The organism is Marinobacter sp., from assembly GCF_014859525.1.
Lineage (GTDB): Bacteria > Pseudomonadota > Gammaproteobacteria > Pseudomonadales > Oleiphilaceae > Marinobacter.
Genome location: NZ_JACUUB010000002.1, coordinates 83,936 through 101,240 on the forward strand (window position 1 = coordinate 83,936; position 17,305 = coordinate 101,240).

Consider the following 17,305-nt stretch of genomic DNA (forward strand, 5'->3'; position numbering starts at 1 on the left):
GAGATAGTTATGGAACTGCCTGTCGTGGTTCAACAAGCTCTTGGCGACAATGCCGCCGGTGTGTCATTGCGGAGCGTGAGCCAGGTCCAAGCCCACCATGTGTTACGAATGGTGTTGCTGACCGACAGCGACGGTAATCTGCAGGTTATTTGCCGTCGTGACGATATGCTCGATCTTGAGCTGCTAAACAAGCGCCTGGGCCGGGATCTGAGAATGATGCAGCGCCGCGAACAGGTACGAGTGCGCCAGCGGTCAGGGTTGCAGGAGCTGCCGGCATTACCCTCATTAACCGGTTGGCCCACGGTGGTGGATCGCCGCGTTGACCAGCTGGCCTCTGTAGCTCTGGAATTGACGGACCAGAACCTGGCCATTGTGATGCCGGCCGAGGATTTTGCGCAGTTGACGGTCAATGCCGATCGTTTTGATTGCGCGGTAGAGACCGGCACCGTCTGTGTGAATCTGGACAACCATGGCGCGGATCGCGATCAATTGCATTCGGCCATCAAGAAGTTTACCGGTTTGCGCATCCAGCAGCGGCTGGAAGACACTCTGGAGCTGCCGCCGCTGCCTGAAACCGCCCAGCGCATTATCCACTTGCGGGTGAACCCCAATGCGGTGATGGGTGACCTGGTCGATGTGGTGGAGAGTGACCCCAGCCTGGCGGCACAGGTGGTCAGTTGGGCGTCTTCGTCTTTCTATGCGGCAGCGGGGCAAGTGCGCTCTGTGCACGATGCAGTCTCCAGAGTGCTGGGCTTTGATCTGGTTATGAACCTGGCGATGGGGCTGGCGCTTGGCCGGGCCCTGAAGCACCCCAAGGATCATCCCGACGGTTACGTGGATTATTGGCAGCAGGCGATCTGGCAGGCCCAGTCAGCGGGCATCCTGGCCAGTATGATGCCCAGAGGCCAGCGGCCATTGTTTGGCCTGGCCTATTTGGCAGGACTGCTTCACAACTTTGGCCATCTAGTCCTCGCCCAGGTTTTTCCGCCTCACTTCAAACTGGTGTGCCGGTCGTTGGAGGTGAATCCTAATATTGATTCCAGTGTGATAGAGCACTTTCTGCTGGGCATCACCCGTGAACAGATCGCGGCGCAACTGATGGAAAACTGGGGCATGCCAGACGAGGTAACCCTGGCCATCCGTTACCAAAAAAACCCGGCCTACGATGGGCTCCACAACGTCTATTCACGTCTTTTATGGTTGGGGCGGCAGCTGTTGACAGAACGCGGCGTGGCATTAGGTGCGGGTGAGACGGTGGCCCAGTCCGTCTACGATCAATTGGGCTTGGACCGGGAGGCAGTCGAGGCGCAGTTTGATGAGTTGGTCAACAGCAAAGACAGCATCATGGCGATGGCCGGCATGATGGGCCAAAACTAACGAAAAAAGCCGGCACGTTAGGCCGGCAAGATCACCCGCTTGTTGCAGAGTTGTCCAAAACGCTCAGGAGAAAACAACACCAACCATCGCCCGGAGGCATGGTGCAGGGTCTTGATCTAAAGTTAGACAAACTTGGGAAAAAGAAAAGCAGAAAACGGTGCCGCAACAGAAATGAGCGCGGCGTCAGTTTTTCGAGGCGACGAAACCTGTTGTTTTGACGTGTGATATTTTTCGTGGCGACGATTCTCTGTTACAAAAAATTACATAAAGGGGGTGGTTTCAGTCAAACCGGTAATGCCGAATAGCCGTTGCCGCCCGCCGTACCTCATCGGAATGCAGTTCTTCTACCGCAAGACGCTCTTTGTCCATCTTCTGAACAAATTTGGTATCGGTGCTTTGCCGGGCACGATGGGTGGGCATGTGCTGGATTTTTTCATGAACCTCCTGGAACACCCGGTAAGGCGATTTATTCAGTAGGTCTGGGGCTACATAGTCCAGCAGTCCCTTCAATCGCAGGCAGGCCTCAGAGTGCTCCACCTGATCTTCTTCAACCGCCATGGCAATAATGCGGATGCTTTCGATCATCTCGTCCCGTCGTTTGGCCTGGAATTCTGCTGTTTTTCTCTGGCGTAAGCGGTGCTCAGAAAGGGCCTTTGCTTGCCGCCAGATGTAGAACAACAAAATCGCGATTACGACCAGGCCGATGGCTATGATGGCCAGTTGAAGCCCTCTGGGCATAGTGAATCTCCCGGTTCAGAATGGGTCACGCCTTCTCGCGTTGAACCTCAGTTTGCCAGACTTTGACGTCCACTACCTGCCCATTCAACACCGAGGTGCCAGAAACCGGATCAACCTGGGCGTCGTCCAGCACATCATTGATGCTGGCACCAGCATGGGCGGTGGCAATGGACTGGCCAGTGCCCGGGCGGTTATGCCCCCAGCCGTGGGGAATGGAAACCACACCGGGCATTATGTCACTCGTTATTTCTACGGGTAATATCACAGATCGATCAGCAGACCCGATGTGTGCCTGCTGGCCCTCTTCAAGACCGCGAGCATCCGCATCCTGCGGGTGAATCATTAATGTGCAGCGGTTCTTTCCTTTTACCAGTCGCTGGCTGTTGTGCATCCAGGAGTTGTTGCTCCGGACATGGCGCCGGCCAATCATCAGCAAACCGTCAGTTGCCGGTTGCTCCAGCAACGCTTTCAGGCGTTCCACATCGGCCAGGTAGCGGCGAGGCGCAATCTGGATCTTGCCATCCCGGGTGAACAGGCGTTCCGGCAAACTTGGTTGCAGCGGGCCCAGATCGACCCCGCTCGGATAGCCTTTCAGTAACGACAATGACAGGCCCTTGGGCAGATCCTGCCAGCGCCGGTTCAAAGGGCTCAGGTTTGCCAGCCCTTTCAGCGGATGACGCTTGGGCAGAATATCCATAACCAGATCCAGAGCGGGTTGCGCCAGCTTGCCCGCCTTGCCCAGGTTGGCGCCGTAGGGCCCGGTTCTTAACAGCATATCAAGTATCGGGTCGGGCCCGATTTGTTTAAAGGCCCGCCACCCCAGCTCTGCGCGCAAGGGCAGGCTGCCACCCGCGCGCTCTTTTTCCAGGCGGTGGGCGAGTTCCAGAAGAATCTGCCAGTCGTGACGGGTGTCGGCACCCGGGTCAAACAGCGCCTCGCTGTACTTGGCCACATTACGAACCGCAAACATGCTGAAAATCAGATCGTAATGGCTACGCTCAAGTGCCGCTGTCGGTGGCAAAATAACATCGGCGTGGCGGGTGGTTTCATTCAGGTAGTAATCGATCGATACCATGAAGTCCAGCTCGCCCAGCGCTTGATCCAGGCGCTGGCCATTAGGGCTTGATAGCACAGGATTGCCAGCTACTGTCACAAAGGCACGGACCTGGCCTTCGCCCGGTGTCAGTATCTCGTCCGCCATGGTACTGGCCGGGTATTCGCCGGCAAACTCCGGTAGCTTCTTTACCCGGCTGTGGCGTTTGCCAAAATGACCGTTCTGGCCAGACATAGCGCCCAAAGCGATCAGATCCACAGCGGGCTGAGTGAACAGTACACCACCCGGAATATCCAGTTTGCCGGTAAGAATATTCAGACAGTAGGCCAGCCAGGTGGTGGTGCCACCAAAGGCCTGAGTGCTGGTGCCCATGCGAGTGTACAACGCGGCCTTGCGAGTGTTGGCAAGGTCGCGGGCCAGCTGGCGGATGGTCTCTGCAGACAGGCCGGTGTGGTCCGCTACAGACTCTGGTGCAAAGCTCAGGCAGGCGAGGTGCAGCAGGTCAAGATCTTTGAGTAAACGCTCGGCCGCACCGGTGTTGACCAGCTTTTCATCAAACAACGTGTATACCATGGCCATCAGCACCAAGGCATCGGTGCCCGGGCGCACAAAGTGGAACGCGTCGGCCAGCTTTGCGGTCTCGGTGCGCCGAGGGTCGATGACCACCAGCTTGCCGCCCCGTTGCTTGAGCGCTTTCAGTCGCCCGCGCACATCCGGAACCGTCATCAGGCTGCCGTTAGAGGCCATTGGGTTGCCACCAATACAGATAAACAGATCAGTATTGTCGATGTCGGGAATAGGGAACAGAATTTGGTGCCCGAACATCTCCAGGCTTGCCAGCATGTGGGGTAGCTGGTCATTGGACGTTGCCGAGAACCGGTTTTGGGTGCCGATGGCCCGCAGGAACGGCATGGTGGTCATCATGGCACCGTGATTATGCACATTGGGGTTGCCCAGATACACACCAACGCTGTTTTTGCCGTGCTGACGGCGAACCTGATGCAGACGGCTGGCGACCAGGTCAAAAGCCTCATCCCAGGATATTTCTTGCCAACCGTCAGCGGTTTTGCGTACCGGCTTCCTGAGCCGTTCCGGGTCCTCGTGCAAATCCTGCAGCGCCACTGCTTTCGGACAGATGTGGCCTTGGCTGAGCGGGTCTTGCTCGTCGCCTTTTATGGATGCAATCTTGCCATCCTTCACCTCAATGGCGACGCCACACATGGCCTCACAAAGATGACAGGTACGGTAGTGTGTGCCGTTTTGCATCGGATTCTCCCGGATTTTTGTTTTAAGTTTCAAGTTGCAACCAGATTATCAGGAAATGGCTGTCAGTTGAAAGCAAGGATAATAGAGGGGTATGACCTTTGTTCATAAAAAAGGCCAGTCCGGAGACTGGCCTGAACGTCTATCGAGAGGTTGATAGAAGACTTAATGCTCGATCGGCAGTTCCTTTATGGGGTTTGAGATGAAGTTCAGGTAGATGCCGCCTTCCGGAATCGTCAGCGGAATCAAGACTGCCCCTGAGTCCGCTGACGACCCGTCAAGAAGGTTCTCACAATCCGAGGTATCACCGAACAGGAGTCCCCCCAGACAGCTGATCAGCCCGATGCCGGAATTAACAATCGCACTTTCGGTACTGACCAGCACGTTGATGTCGGGCGCGTTTTTGTTGCGCTGTTCGATCTGCATCCGGCCATCGTCGAAGAAGGTGATGGGGCCATCCAGGCTCAATGTAATCGGCAGATTGTACAGGTTATGCTGGAGCACCCCCTGGAGCGGTACGGAGAGGTTTGGCGCATCGAGGGTCAGCTCTGCCGTGGTTTTGAAGATAGGGCCACCGTTGGCATCTTCTATAATAATGCCTTCAATGAGTTGGTCCCTGCGGCCTTCTGCACCCTCGCTGTAGCGCATTCTCAGTACCTGCGGGCCGGTAACCTGATCGCCAAGGCCGTCCAGCACTACGGTTGCGGACGTTGCAACGAGCATAGTCGGGTACAGTAAAATCTTGATGCCCGCTTTGTTGGTTTCCGGGTCGATGGCGGGACCAACGACTTCGGTGTTCAAACCGTAGGTCTGATAAATGAACTTGTCGCGGGGGCAGCCACCTTCGGTATCGGCCGCACATCCCACGGCGGCCCCTGCCGGTGCGCCCAGGACGGTTGCCTGTTTCCCTTTAACAAGAAGCTTCGCGGCATTGGCCGAAGGCAGGAAACCGCCCATTCCATCACTTTCGTGCTCGAATGGTTCCAGGCAACTTTCTCCGCCAAGAGTGGGACAATCAACTTCAAAGTTTGAATTGGTATCCCTGACAGGCAAGTTCCGGAGTGGTGTAAACACCGACGCAATGGACTCGGCGCCCCGAAAGTAGATGGTCATGTCCGGGCCGCCAACAGCCTCCGGGTTGACCAGGAGATCCGTTTTCAGGGGATAACCCGGCCCCTGGTCGGAGCAAATAGCTTGAGCACAATTGCCCACGGCGGTAGACGAACGCAGCGTGTAGCGGTAAAAGCTGCCTGGTTCCCATGGCTGATCCGGGAAGAACCGGATGCGCTGGTTGTTCTTTTCAATGCGGCCGCTGACGATCTCGCCGGCGCCGACAGCGGTTGCCGGGTCGCTGACCTTTTCAACAACCAATGTCTCTCTGTTGATCGTGTCAACACGCATGGACTGGGAGAACACGACAATGATCGGGCGGTCTGCCGGCATGTCTGTAATTGGCAACATGTCGCCAGCAGGGCCGCTGGGCGCTGCATCAAGACATTGGCCATGGCTCAGAGTCCCGAAATCAGCAGCCGTGGTCACGCAGGGGAAGCCGGGATAAGTCGTCAAGGCAATCGGCGAGCGTTTCGTTACGCTGTCATCGTTGTCGCCGGTTGAGGCCATGACGAAATCGAGGTCCTGGAAGAGGGCTTGGTTGCCTGCCAGGTCCGAGAGCCCGTTCGGAGAGACCCGGTACGCCAGGCCATGTTTCAGGCCGCCCTCAGGATTGATGGTGAGCGTTGTGCCGTCCACTTTCACATGAAGATTCTCAACAACGGTTCCAGCTTCAAACAGGGTAACGCCATTCGAGGCCGTCGCTGGGTCCAGTGGTTCATCAAAATTCAGAATCACGGGATCACCCGGGCGCTGCATGGCCTGGCGAGTGCGGGGAATGGCACTCTCCGGGCCGGGCATCCAGCTGACCAGCTGCGGCGATGTGGTGTCCAGTTCGCGTATTGAATCGGCGTCCAGTACAGAGTCCACATCGGTGGCCGCCTGTAAGTGGAAGGCAATGGTGGAGTCGGTAAATTCCTGACCCAAAAGGTTAGGCTCGACTATGCCGATGGCATCAATCGTCAGAATGCCATCCTGGACCAGCGCAATCCCGCGCAGCTCCACCCCCATCAGATCCTGAGACAGCGATGCATTGGGCTGGGCCTCTTCGGTGTTCATGGAGACATCCATAAACAGGGTGATATGGCGCGGTGCGTTCAGGTCGTCGGTATAGGGATTCGGGCTGAGGTAGCCAGACGCATCCGACAGCATGGTGACCTTGATGTTACCTGTCGTCTGCAGCTGGCCCGTAGCGGCGTCCAGGATGGGAACCTCGCCGCCTATGCGAACATCCAGGCTGGTGCTGTTCAGCACACTGCCTTTGGGTACCCGCAATGGCAGCGCCTCATCCGACTTGAAAGCAGGGGCATAAGCCAGCTCAACAAACAGATCGCCTGTTTGCTGGGAGGGGCCTGCTACGCCCTGAAGTACAGAGTTCAGGGTAACACCGTTGATAATCTGGCCGTTCAGGATAGAGCGTTGCGCGGCATCTTCCGATGCTCCCTGGGCCAGGCCGGAATCTACCGCAGTCTGTTGCAGAACCACGGTCGGGCCGGTAGCGCGGGGCTGGAAACTGAATTCCTGGCTGAAGCGGTCACCGTCCGGGCCGTTGGTCAGGCTGGTCAGGTTATTCAGCCTAAGTGTATAGGTCTGGCCTGACTGCAGCACATCGGCCTTGCTGCCGCAGTCTTCAATATTCGCTGTCAGGCACGGATCAACCGTAATGCGATTGCCTTTGACCAGTAAGGTGGCGGGCACAGCCTGATTGTCTGAATCCAGCAGTTCAATGGTGCCGCCGAGTTTTTTCCAGTCCGGATGGACCGGATGGGTCATCGCGAGGCGGAAGGTGGAGAAATTCATCGCCCGGAAGGCGCTGCCCTCATCCGGCACCTGCCAGGCCACCCGGAATGTTTCGTCTGTGTTGGTCAGGCTGGCGATGGCGGTAAAATCGCCCCGCGTGTCGAACTGAATGCCCGGCTCGCCGACGGCGTTCGGGGTGGCGATGGTGCGGCCACCCTGGGTCGAAAGCGGCTGCTCGAAGGTGACGGAGTAGCGTGTCAGGGTATCGAGCCTGTTCACCGGTTGGAGCTTCAGGCTTTTGCCGCCGTCGATTTTTTCGACGCTAACGTCATGAGAAGTATCGCCAGACATGATGCGGATTTTCTCGCGCAGTGTGGCCTCATCGTCGGTAATGGCGTGGGAGAACCGCAGCACCAGTTCGGTTTTCGGGCTCACATCGGCTTGCCCGTCCATCGGAAAGGAATACACCACCGAACCCGGCGCGGTGTGCTCATTCATGGTTTGTTCATCACTACCACCGCAGGCGGCGAGCAGAATTGCGGGAACAAGAGCCAGCGTTTTATTGTATTTCATGGCCTGCTTCTCCTCAGAACTTCAGCGTGATGGAGCCGCTGAATACGTGAACGTCACCGTCTGCCGTAACGTCGGTTTCGTTGCCGTCGAAATCAACCAGCGTGAAATCGCGCTTTTGGAGCTGCTGATACTGATAACCCAGGTCCAGGCGCACCGGATACGCGAGCAGCCGGGTTCGGTCATAGGTGGCACTGATACCCAGCCCGGCCACAATCTTGTCGGTATCCAGATAGTTCAGTTCCGGGTTGCGTGTGGTCTTCAAGGGCGACTCTTCATAAGCTACACCACCACGTACCGCAAAGTTTCGATTGAGCTGATACTCGGCGCCCAGACGGGGGATGAGCACATCATCAAATCGGATTCGGTCGCCCGCGGCAACGGACGACTGATTTCTGATGGTATCCCCAGCAAAGATATCTTCGAGTTCTGACCAGTTCTGCTGCTCGATGCTGCCACCGACGCGCCAGCCGTCACCGACATATTGCGTCCCAATGGCAAAGGTTTCCGGCTGGAAGGAGTCAATAGTGGTCACCGCCAGGTTCAGGCCGGGGTCCGGGATGGTTTGGGTGACTATAAAGTTGGAATCTACCGCAGTGGAGGCTGAGGATTTGGTGCGGTAGGTGATGGCGGTTTCCCAGCCGTTCAGGAAGCAATTGCGGTCAGGACAGAATGTGCTGCCCAGATCGATCTTGGTGCCGAGAATCGATTTCATGGACGGTTCGGCGTTTACCTCCAGCCGCTCACGGCTGGTTTCACCGTTCAGGGTAGTGACTGCATCGAGATTGGCGGTGGCTTCCAGGGTGATTCGTACAGAGGCACCCACGGAAATGCCGCGCCAGATTGGTGTGGCACCGCCAATGTTCAGAAACAGTGGCTCTCTGCCGTACTGCAGGTACTGACCGTTTTCGCTGGTTTCGGAGCCGAATGCCAGCATTTCCTTACCGTACTTCTCCACACCGGCCACAAACCCCAGGTAGATGGGGTGTTTGAAGCGGGTGAGTGAGCCCAGGTTGGTCTTCATGCCGATCAGCACATGCTGGCTGGGTGAGTTGGAGAGTACATCGCCATTGGCGCTGGGGTTGGCGGATCGCAGTTCCTGTTCGGCATGCAAAATGCCTGCTGTCAGCTCACCCCGCTCATCACTGGTAAGCGATGCCGGGTTGTAATAGGTTGCCGATACCTGGTCGTTGAACATGGAGAGGGATTGTGCGGTTGCCACGTCTACGGGCATAACGCCGTAGCTGGTGCCCAGGTTGCCCATGCTGGCATGAGCATTAACGGATAAGCCGGCTGTGGTTGCGGCGACTGCAAGAGTTAGTGCCCGCAAGGAAAAACGATGAGAACCTGGCATAAATAAAACCTCTATTGTTTTTGTAGTATTTATACATCTATGCTGGAGTTTAGACAGCTTGTCTTTTTAGGACGTTGGCCGGAGTGACACTCATGGCCCGTCGGAATGATCACGAGAATTTCTCAGCTTCATCTTTGTTGATAACGGCGGGCTTGGGTAGGGCAGTTCAGGCCGGGTTTGTTGGGGGTTTGTGAGTAAATGCGACGTTTTGTATGAAAAAAGGCCAGCGGATGGCTGACCATGAGGAAGGTTCGGTGAAGTAGCGTGCCCGGTTGCCCGGGCACGCTTGCCCTCAATTCTGGGTGTAGGGGGAGAGGTACCTCACGTGAAGCTCGTCAGGTGCAATGGTCATCGTGATATCGGTATTCACATCGATAATCACGTTGGTAATACGATTAACCACGTTACAGAAGAACTGGAAGATACCGCAGTTTTCCAGAAAGCTTACGGTAGCCTCGCCCCGCAGCTGGATATCAACGTTAATCGGCTCAACATTGCGCTGTTCAATGACCATACGGCCATCGTCGAGGAATGTGATTGCTCCTCGTAGCTTTAGTCCGTCAATCGGAAAGCTTCGGAGGTTGTCCTCAAGCCTGGTGTTTGCCAGCCCACTCAGCCTCGAGTTCAGATAAGGCGCATCCAGGTAGATGTCCAGCTCTGTCTCAAAGGTAAGTTGGCCATCAATTTCGGAGATAACGCCATCGATCAGCTGGTTCCGGTTCTCACCTTGATAGCGCATTCGCATTAACATCGGGCCAGTTGGCAAAACCTGATTCGGGTCGCCGGTCTCAGTCGCCAAGCTCGCGAGGAAGTTGTTGTCTAACTGAATCCACACGTCACTCGACGTTGTAAGGAGAATGGAGGGATGTAGCTTTACCGGAACTCTTTTTATTCCATCGCTCCCTTCGATGGCATCAGAAGCGACGGCAACGTCAAGTTTGGCCGTTTTGGCGATGAATTCCCTGGATCTGTCGCATGAGGCTGAGCCGACTGAGCAGCCGATTCTGGCTGACCCAAGCACACCACTGTCTACCCCAGTAATCTCGAGGCGTCCCGAGTTTGCCGGGATGTTCTCGAATCCGGTCGCCTCGCTTGGTCTGTCCAGCCGCAAGTTGCTGTTAACATCCTTGGAGGGGAGGTTGTTTAATGGCAAGAAAAGGCGTTCTTCACCAGGCGCCGAGGCAACAAAACGGTTCTCCAGACTATGCCCGCCCGCTTTTAAGGCACTGAGGGGCCTGCCAGGATCCTGATACTGGTTAAGGAGGCGTGAATAAAGCGGCACATTCTCGGTATTGGTAATGGCATCGGTAAGAATGTATCGATAGGTTACTGATGGCTCCCAACTTTCCAAGGGTCTGGCTACAATCGTTCGAGCATCGATTTCCAGCTGGTAGTCGTCTTGACCCTCGACCTCACGCCAGGCTCCGTCGACACGCTTCTCAATCCTGAAGCTCTCTCCTTTTATAACGGAGGCCTGGTCAATGTTCTGTGAAAATCTTACCAGGATTGGCTTGTCTGCCGGGTGTTGATCGATAGGGAGCAGGTCGTCTAGTAAGCGCGCTCCGAAGTTAGGTGAGCTAGGCGTGAGGCTAGTGATCCCGCCGAGGCAGCGCCCCTGCCTGTCTGGCGTCTGGTCCATGTCGGTTTTAGCGCAGGGGTAGCCGGGCAGGGTTGTTAAGGCAACCGGACCCACATCCGTTGGAGTGGTTTCGCTGGTCTCAGGCAGCTGGAAAGGTAAGGACATGTTGCCCGCCAGGTTGCCGGAAAGGTCTGTTACGCGCTCGATTTGCAGAGTGTAATCCAGTCCATGCTCAAGCGGCTCATGGGGATTCATGATCAGCACCGAACCATTCACGCTCAGATCTGCTGCAATGGCGCTTGTGACAGCTCCATCGTTACCAATTAGCTGGATGTTTTCGGTGTTTATCGACGATGGCAGCACGGGCTCTGAAAAGTAAACGATAATGGGATCGCCGGAACGGAAATTGTCGGTATTGTCACCTGGCACCCAGCTTTTGACGAATGGCGACGTCTGGTCCGCAAACTCCCCTGGCGTTGGGGCATCCTTCTCGAAGCGGAATCCCTCCAGTCTGAAAGATATCAGTCCTGAGGCTTGGTCTACGCCCATAACATCTGGTTCAATCACTCCGACAGCCTCAATGGTCAAAGTCCCATCTTCCACGATGGCGGTGCCGACTAAGTGTACATGCAGCATTTGCTGAGCAAGTGCTGCGTTGGCAACCGGATTCTCGGTGTTGAGCGCCATATCGATGAACAGTTCGACGAGCCTCGGAGCATCCTCTGCCGTTGTGTAGGGGTTAGGCATCAGGAATCCGTTGGCGTCAGAGATGAAACGAACGCTGACGGTATCGGATTCGAAACCTGCGGGTACTGCCCCGGCAACATTGACGACAACACTTGAGCCTGTCATCAGTGATCCACGGCTTATTGCCAGTGGCACACTCTTCCCGGCCCTGTCGAAGCCAGGAATGTATCCGAGCTCCGCAAACACCACGCCGCTTGCAGTGGTAGGATTCTTCTCGCCCAAAAGTTTTGATTGCAGATTTACAGTATTGAACTTTTCACCTGACAGCGCGACTTCTCCAGCATTTGTCGAAGCTTTCTGGGCTGAAAACTGCCGTTCTCCATTTGGAGAGCGGGTGTCGGCAGGTTGAAAGGTCCAGGGGGCTTCTTCAGGCACGTGCAGTTTTGCCCCGAGTATTTCGCTTTCAATGCCGTCAGTGACTTCAATAGAGTAGGTTTGTGATGGGTCCAGGTAGTCGTCGGGGTCAATCGTTAAACGGTGTCCGCGGAGAAATACTTCGGCTGGAACCAGATTACCCGCGCCATCACGAAGACTGATGGTTTCCCCATAGATCAAGGTTGAAGATTTAACCGGTTCTGTAAACTGAATCCTGAGCACCGATAGGTCTGTTGCAGGGTACCGGTTGTCATCGAACGGGATAAACCGTGCGATACGGAAATCGACGTCTTCAGTCTGATTAACCAGAGGCCCCCTGGTTGCGGGTTCTGTCTTGAAAACAATGCCATCGCTAGTGAGCGTAACCGGCTGGCCCGCGACTTCCAGTCCGTTTGCTTTGAGCGTGTAGACCTGGCGTGGCGCCAGAGGGGATGCGGGTTTGACCGCGAGGCCTTTATTACCTGCGGTCATGGTCGCAACACCCAACGGGACGGCATTGCCTTGGCTGTCAGTAAGGATAAGTGCGTCTGAAAGTTCGTCTTCCGGTGTGGTGATCTGGTCGGTAAAGCGCAGAAAAATCGGAGCCGACACCGGCACCGTATTGGTAAACAGTTGGTTGCCGTCAGCCATCACCGGGGTGTCAGCCGGGTAGGCGAAATACAGCTCAGGAGCTGAAGCTGCCTTGCTCACAGTCTGTTTTTCACCACCACAGCCCGTCAAGCCCAAACCTGTCAATGCAAGCGCAAGAATTGTCTTGTTCATGATTAGCCTCGTCAGAACTTGAAGGTCACAGAGCCCGCGACAACGTGAACGTCGCCATCGGTTTCGACGGTTTCATTGGCGGTTTCGCTACCAAACGGGGTTACCTGAAAATCCCGCTTCTGCAGTTGCTGGTACTGGTAGCCGAGATCAAACCGGACCGGATAGGCAAACAGGCGGGTGCGCTCGTATTCAGCGCTGACACCCAGGCCGATCACGATCTTGTCGTTGTCGAAATAGTTGACCTCCGGATTCTGGGTGGTGCGCAGGGGCGATTCTTCATAAGCGATGCCCGCGGTGACAGCAAACGCTCTGGTCAGCTGGTATTCACCGCCAATTCTGGGTACCAGAATGTCGTCGAAAGACATTCTCAACCCTTCACTGACTCCGCTTTGATTCTTGATGGTGTCCTTGGCGAAGGCATCTTCAAGTTCCGACCACTTCTGATGTTCGAGGCTGGCCCCGATCCGCCACCCGTCTCCCTGGTAATGCAGGCCGAAAGCGATGATCTCGGGCTGGAAGGAGTCGATGGTGGAGACCGCCAGAGGCAATCCCGGCTCAGGAATCACTTGAGGGACCACCACATTGGCGTCCACCGTGGTTTTGGTGTTGGAGCGGGCGCGATAGGCGAGGGCTGTCTCGAAGCCGCTCACGATGCACGCCCGCTCTGGACAGATCGTTTCGCCAAGATCGACGTTAACGCTGCCAATGCCTTTGATGGACGGTTTGGCGCTAACGCCCAGTCTTTCCTGGCTAGTCTCGCCGCCGAGGGTAGAGCGAGCATCGAGGCTGGCTTCAGCCTGCAGGGTAATCCGTGCTGCCACCCCCGCATCGATGCCGCGCCATATCCTGGTTGCGCCGCCGATGTTCAGAAAAAGAGGCTCGCGGCCGTACTGCAGGAACTGGCCGTCTTCGGAGGTTTCCGATTCAAAGGCGAGCATTTCCTTACCGTATTTCTCAACGCCGGCCACAAAGCCCAGATACAGAGGATGGCCGAAACGAGTCAGCGAGCCCAGATTGGTTTTCATGCCAATGAGTACGTGCTGGCTTGGGGAGTTAGACACTACATCGCCGTCCCGGGTGGGGCTGCTGGCGCGTAGTTCCTGCTCGGCATGCAACAGGCCGGCAGTGAGTTCGCCCCGGGGGTCTTTGGTCAGGTAGGCAGGATTGTAATAAGTGGCAGACACTTGTGTATTAAACATTGACAGTGCCTGCGCTGAGGCTATGTCACTGGGCATCACACCGTAGGTGGTGCCAAGGTTACCCATGCTGGCAAACACGGGGAACGACAGGGATAGACTGATCGCCGAAACAGAGGCGCAGAGAATCCGCTTACCTGCGAAATCAAAGCCGTGCATTTTGATACTCCGTTGTTTTTTGTTTAGTCGCTTGCCGGTCTTCTGACCGATTTATCGTTATGGTCTGATCATAAATCGGGAGCGGGAGGATGCGGTGTGGCTTTGGAGACGCGCATTAAGACGTTGGAGGGCCAAAGTTGATATAAGTATCTGACTAAAAAGAAGTTGTTTTTCAGAGCAGAGGCGAGGCTTGGAGTGCAAATTCTGTTTTTGAGATGCAGTTCACATTTGTCCGGGTTTGATGTGCTTGATAAGGATGGTCGCGGCGTGAAGTGTAAAGAAGCCTGACATCTTGGCGAGTTTGGGCGGAAGATGGATCCTATAGCCCAAAAAACAAAACTCCCCAAGAGGAGAGTTTTGTAGGTTAGCTAACTGATGTTACCCGTTAAGCATTGTGCTGCAACTTCCGGCGAACTGTCAGCAGGCCCAGGATACCGAGACCAAGAAGACCCAGTGTGCCCGGCTCAGGCACTTTAACAGTGTTGCCGTTAAACTCGGTCAAGTGGCTGAGTTCAAGATCTTCCAGTTTGTTGGAGCCGAAGTAGCTCAGCAGGTTGAACACACCCCAATCCATGCTTTGCTCGTTTTTGAACAGAACGTGTTTCTGGGCGTCTTTCACCAGGAAGTAAGTCGGCATGGTCATCAGCTCGAACGCAATGACGCCGGCGTCTTCTTCCGTCACGATAAAGCTGGCAGGTTCGGTTCTACCGGCAAAGGTAAGTTGAGTACCGGCGATTCCTGATGCCCACTCAGTTTCTGACGCTTCTCCTGAGTTAAGACCAATGGCTTCAGCGAGAAAGGTATCCTCACCACCCACGTCAATACCACCGGCGATGGTGTAGGCAAAGGCGCTGCCGCTGACACTGAAGGCCAGTAACGCACCGAATAACATAGTTTTGATTTTCATCATGACACACTCCTTGAGATCAACACCTGTCGGTGACCAACGGCACCCTGTATCGGTTTTGCCACTACTCGTTCCCTCGGGCTCTGTAGTGTCGAGTTTCCATACGGATGACATAGTAGGTTTAGCAATCGGCGTGCCAAGGTTGCGGCACGTTGATTGATATGAGATTTTTGTCTCGCCAGATATCGGGAGTGTAAAGTTATTTGACGTGGAAGAGTGGTGGGCCCAGCTGGGCGAAGCAGGATAAAGCGGAAGCGAAGCTTTCGCCCTGCGAAGCGACAGAAATCTGTGATTTGTGGCTGGAGTAGTCCGATGAGATTCAGCGCGACTGAAAGGAGTGGTGGGCCCAGCTGGACTCGAACCAGCGACCAAGGGATTATGAGTCCCCTGCTCTAACCAACTGAGCTATAGGCCCTGAAAAGAAAGCGGGCGCCATTATACCCACGAGGGGTGGCGCCCGCTACTGTCTTTCGGATTAACCGTTGCCCTGGTCGTCAATAAAGCCGCGCAGGTGATCGGAGCGGGAAGGGTGGCGCAGTTTGCGCAGGGCCTTGGCTTCGATCTGTCGGATACGCTCCCGGGTTACGTCGAACTGTTTGCCGACTTCCTCCAGGGTGTGGTCGGTGTTCATTTCAATACCGAAACGCATACGCAGTACTTTGGATTCCCGAGCGGTCAGGCCGGCCAGCACAGAGCGGGTGGCTTCGCGCAGACCTTCAGCCGTGGCGGAATCCACCGGCGACAGGGCCTGGATGTCTTCGATGAAATCGCCCAGATGGCTGTCTTCGTCATCACCGATCGGGGTTTCCATGGAGATCGGCTCTTTGGCGATCTTCAGGACCTTGCGGATCTTGTCTTCCGGCATTTCCATGCGCTCGCCAAGCTCTTCCGGCGTGGGCTCGCGGCCCATTTCCTGCAGCATCTGGCGGGAAATACGGTTGAGCTTGTTGATGGTCTCGATCATGTGCACCGGAATCCGGATGGTCCGGGCCTGGTCCGCGATGGAGCGGGTAATGGCCTGGCGAATCCACCAGGTGGCGTAGGTTGAGAACTTGTAGCCACGGCGGTATTCAAACTTGTCCACGGCCTTCATCAGGCCAATGTTGCCTTCCTGGATCAGGTCAAGGAACTGCAAGCCGCGGTTGGTGTACTTCTTGGCAATGGAAATAACCAGACGCAGGTTGGCCTCGACCATTTCTTTCTTGGCACGGCGGGCCTTGGCTTCGCCGATGGAGACGCGACGGTTGATTTCCTTGATGTCGACTACATCCAGATCCACTTCGGTCTGTACGTTGTGGATACGCTTTTGCAGTCGAACAATTTCGTCCAGACGTTCGCCGATGGCAGCACCGTAGGCCTTTTTGCTCTTGGCAATCTGCGGCGCCCAGTCCAGATTCACTTCGTTGCCGGGGAACTCTTTGATGAAATCCTTACGGGGCATTTTGCAGTCGCGGATGCAGATCTGCATGATGGCACGTTCGTTTTCGCGAACCAAATCGTTGGTGGAGCGAACAACCCGGACCAGCTCATCAAAGGCCTTGTTGCCCAGCTTGAACGGCGCAAACACCTGGCCCAGTTCATTCAGTGCTTCCTGGGTTTTCTTGTGGCTGCGACCATGCTTGGCCAGTGCAGCGCCAGCGGCATCCAGCTTTTCTTTAAGCAGCTCAAAGCGCAGACGGGTCTCTTCGGGATCCGGACCGCTCTCTTTCTCTTCTTCGTCACCGTTGTCATCGTCGTCGACATCGTTGTTATCGCTGTCGTCGGAGGCGGTGTCTTCGCTGGCGTCTTCGCCCATGAACGGCTCGGCGTCGTCCGGGTCGAGGAAGCCGGTCACGATGTCGCTGATGCGACCTTCGTTCTCGATGATGCGCTCGTAAGCCTGCAAAACGGTGCCAGCAGTACCGGGGAAGTGAGCAACCGCCGCCATAACGTCGCGTATGCCTTCTTCGATGCGCTTGGCAATAACGATTTCGCCTTCGCGGGTCAGCAGCTCAACGGTGCCCATTTCACGCATGTACATGCGCACAGGGTCGGTGGTGCGCCCAGCGTCAGTTTCTACAGCGGCGAGTGCGGCTGCAGCTTCAGCCGCTGCGGCTTCGTCGGCAGTAGAGTCGCCTTCGGTCATCAGCAGCGTATCGGCGTCCGGTGTTTCTTCGCACACCTGAATGCCCATGTCGTTGATCATCCGGATGATGTCTTCAACCTGATCCGGATCTGCGATATCTTCTGGCAGGTGGTCATTGACCTCGGCGTAAGTCAGGTAACCTTGTTCCTTGCCCCGTGCGATGAGGTCTTTCAAACGTGATTTCTGCGAATTGCCTGACATAGACACCCTGTGAACTCGCTTTTAAAGAGGAAAAAAGTTAAACAGCTA

Annotated in this window: 9 protein-coding genes and 1 tRNA gene; 1 reads left to right on the forward strand and 9 read right to left on the reverse strand. The window is 55.7% G+C overall.

What is annotated here, in order from left to right:
- The first annotated feature begins 9 nt into the window (after positions 1-9).
- Positions 10-1,377, forward strand: coding sequence for an aminoacyl-tRNA deacylase and HDOD domain-containing protein (locus tag IBX51_RS01185; protein WP_291827809.1), 1,368 nt, complete (start codon positions 10-12; stop codon positions 1,375-1,377).
- 279 nt (positions 1,378-1,656) lie between these two features.
- Here the strand turns inward: IBX51_RS01185 and IBX51_RS01190 are convergent, their stop codons facing one another.
- From IBX51_RS01190 to rpoD, 9 genes are all read right to left on the reverse strand, one after another.
- Complete coding sequence (locus tag IBX51_RS01190) at positions 1,657-2,115, reverse strand: DUF2489 domain-containing protein (RefSeq protein WP_291827810.1); 459 nt, start codon at positions 2,113-2,115, stop codon at positions 1,657-1,659.
- Positions 2,116-2,140: 25 nt separating this feature from the next.
- The gene (locus IBX51_RS01195; protein ID WP_291827811.1) at positions 2,141-4,435 is read right to left on the reverse strand and encodes a molybdopterin oxidoreductase family protein; all 2,295 of its coding nucleotides are present in this window, start codon (positions 4,433-4,435) and stop codon (positions 2,141-2,143) included.
- Positions 4,436-4,597: 162 nt separating this feature from the next.
- Positions 4,598-7,855 (reverse strand): Ig-like domain-containing protein, encoded by a 3,258-nt coding sequence (locus IBX51_RS01200; protein WP_291827812.1) that lies wholly within the window; start codon positions 7,853-7,855, stop codon positions 4,598-4,600.
- Positions 7,856-7,868: 13 nt separating this feature from the next.
- Positions 7,869-9,206, reverse strand: coding sequence for an alkane uptake protein AupA (gene aupA, locus IBX51_RS01205; protein ID WP_291827813.1), 1,338 nt, complete (start codon positions 9,204-9,206; stop codon positions 7,869-7,871).
- Positions 9,207-9,498: 292 nt separating this feature from the next.
- Positions 9,499-12,669 carry an Ig-like domain-containing protein gene (locus IBX51_RS01210; protein ID WP_291827819.1) on the reverse strand — a complete coding sequence of 1,057 codons (3,171 nt, stop codon included), beginning with the start codon at positions 12,667-12,669 and terminating at the stop codon, positions 9,499-9,501.
- Positions 12,670-12,680: 11 nt separating this feature from the next.
- Complete coding sequence (aupA, locus tag IBX51_RS01215; RefSeq protein WP_291827821.1) at positions 12,681-14,024, reverse strand: alkane uptake protein AupA; 1,344 nt, start codon at positions 14,022-14,024, stop codon at positions 12,681-12,683.
- Between the two features lie 385 nt (positions 14,025-14,409).
- Positions 14,410-14,934 (reverse strand): PEP-CTERM sorting domain-containing protein, encoded by a 525-nt coding sequence (locus IBX51_RS01220; protein ID WP_291827823.1) that lies wholly within the window; start codon positions 14,932-14,934, stop codon positions 14,410-14,412.
- 335 nt (positions 14,935-15,269) lie between these two features.
- Positions 15,270-15,346, reverse strand: a tRNA-Ile gene (locus IBX51_RS01225).
- Positions 15,347-15,406: 60 nt separating this feature from the next.
- The gene (gene rpoD, locus IBX51_RS01230; RefSeq protein WP_291827826.1) at positions 15,407-17,257 is read right to left on the reverse strand and encodes an RNA polymerase sigma factor RpoD; all 1,851 of its coding nucleotides are present in this window, start codon (positions 17,255-17,257) and stop codon (positions 15,407-15,409) included.
- Positions 17,258-17,305: the final 48 nt, after the last annotated feature.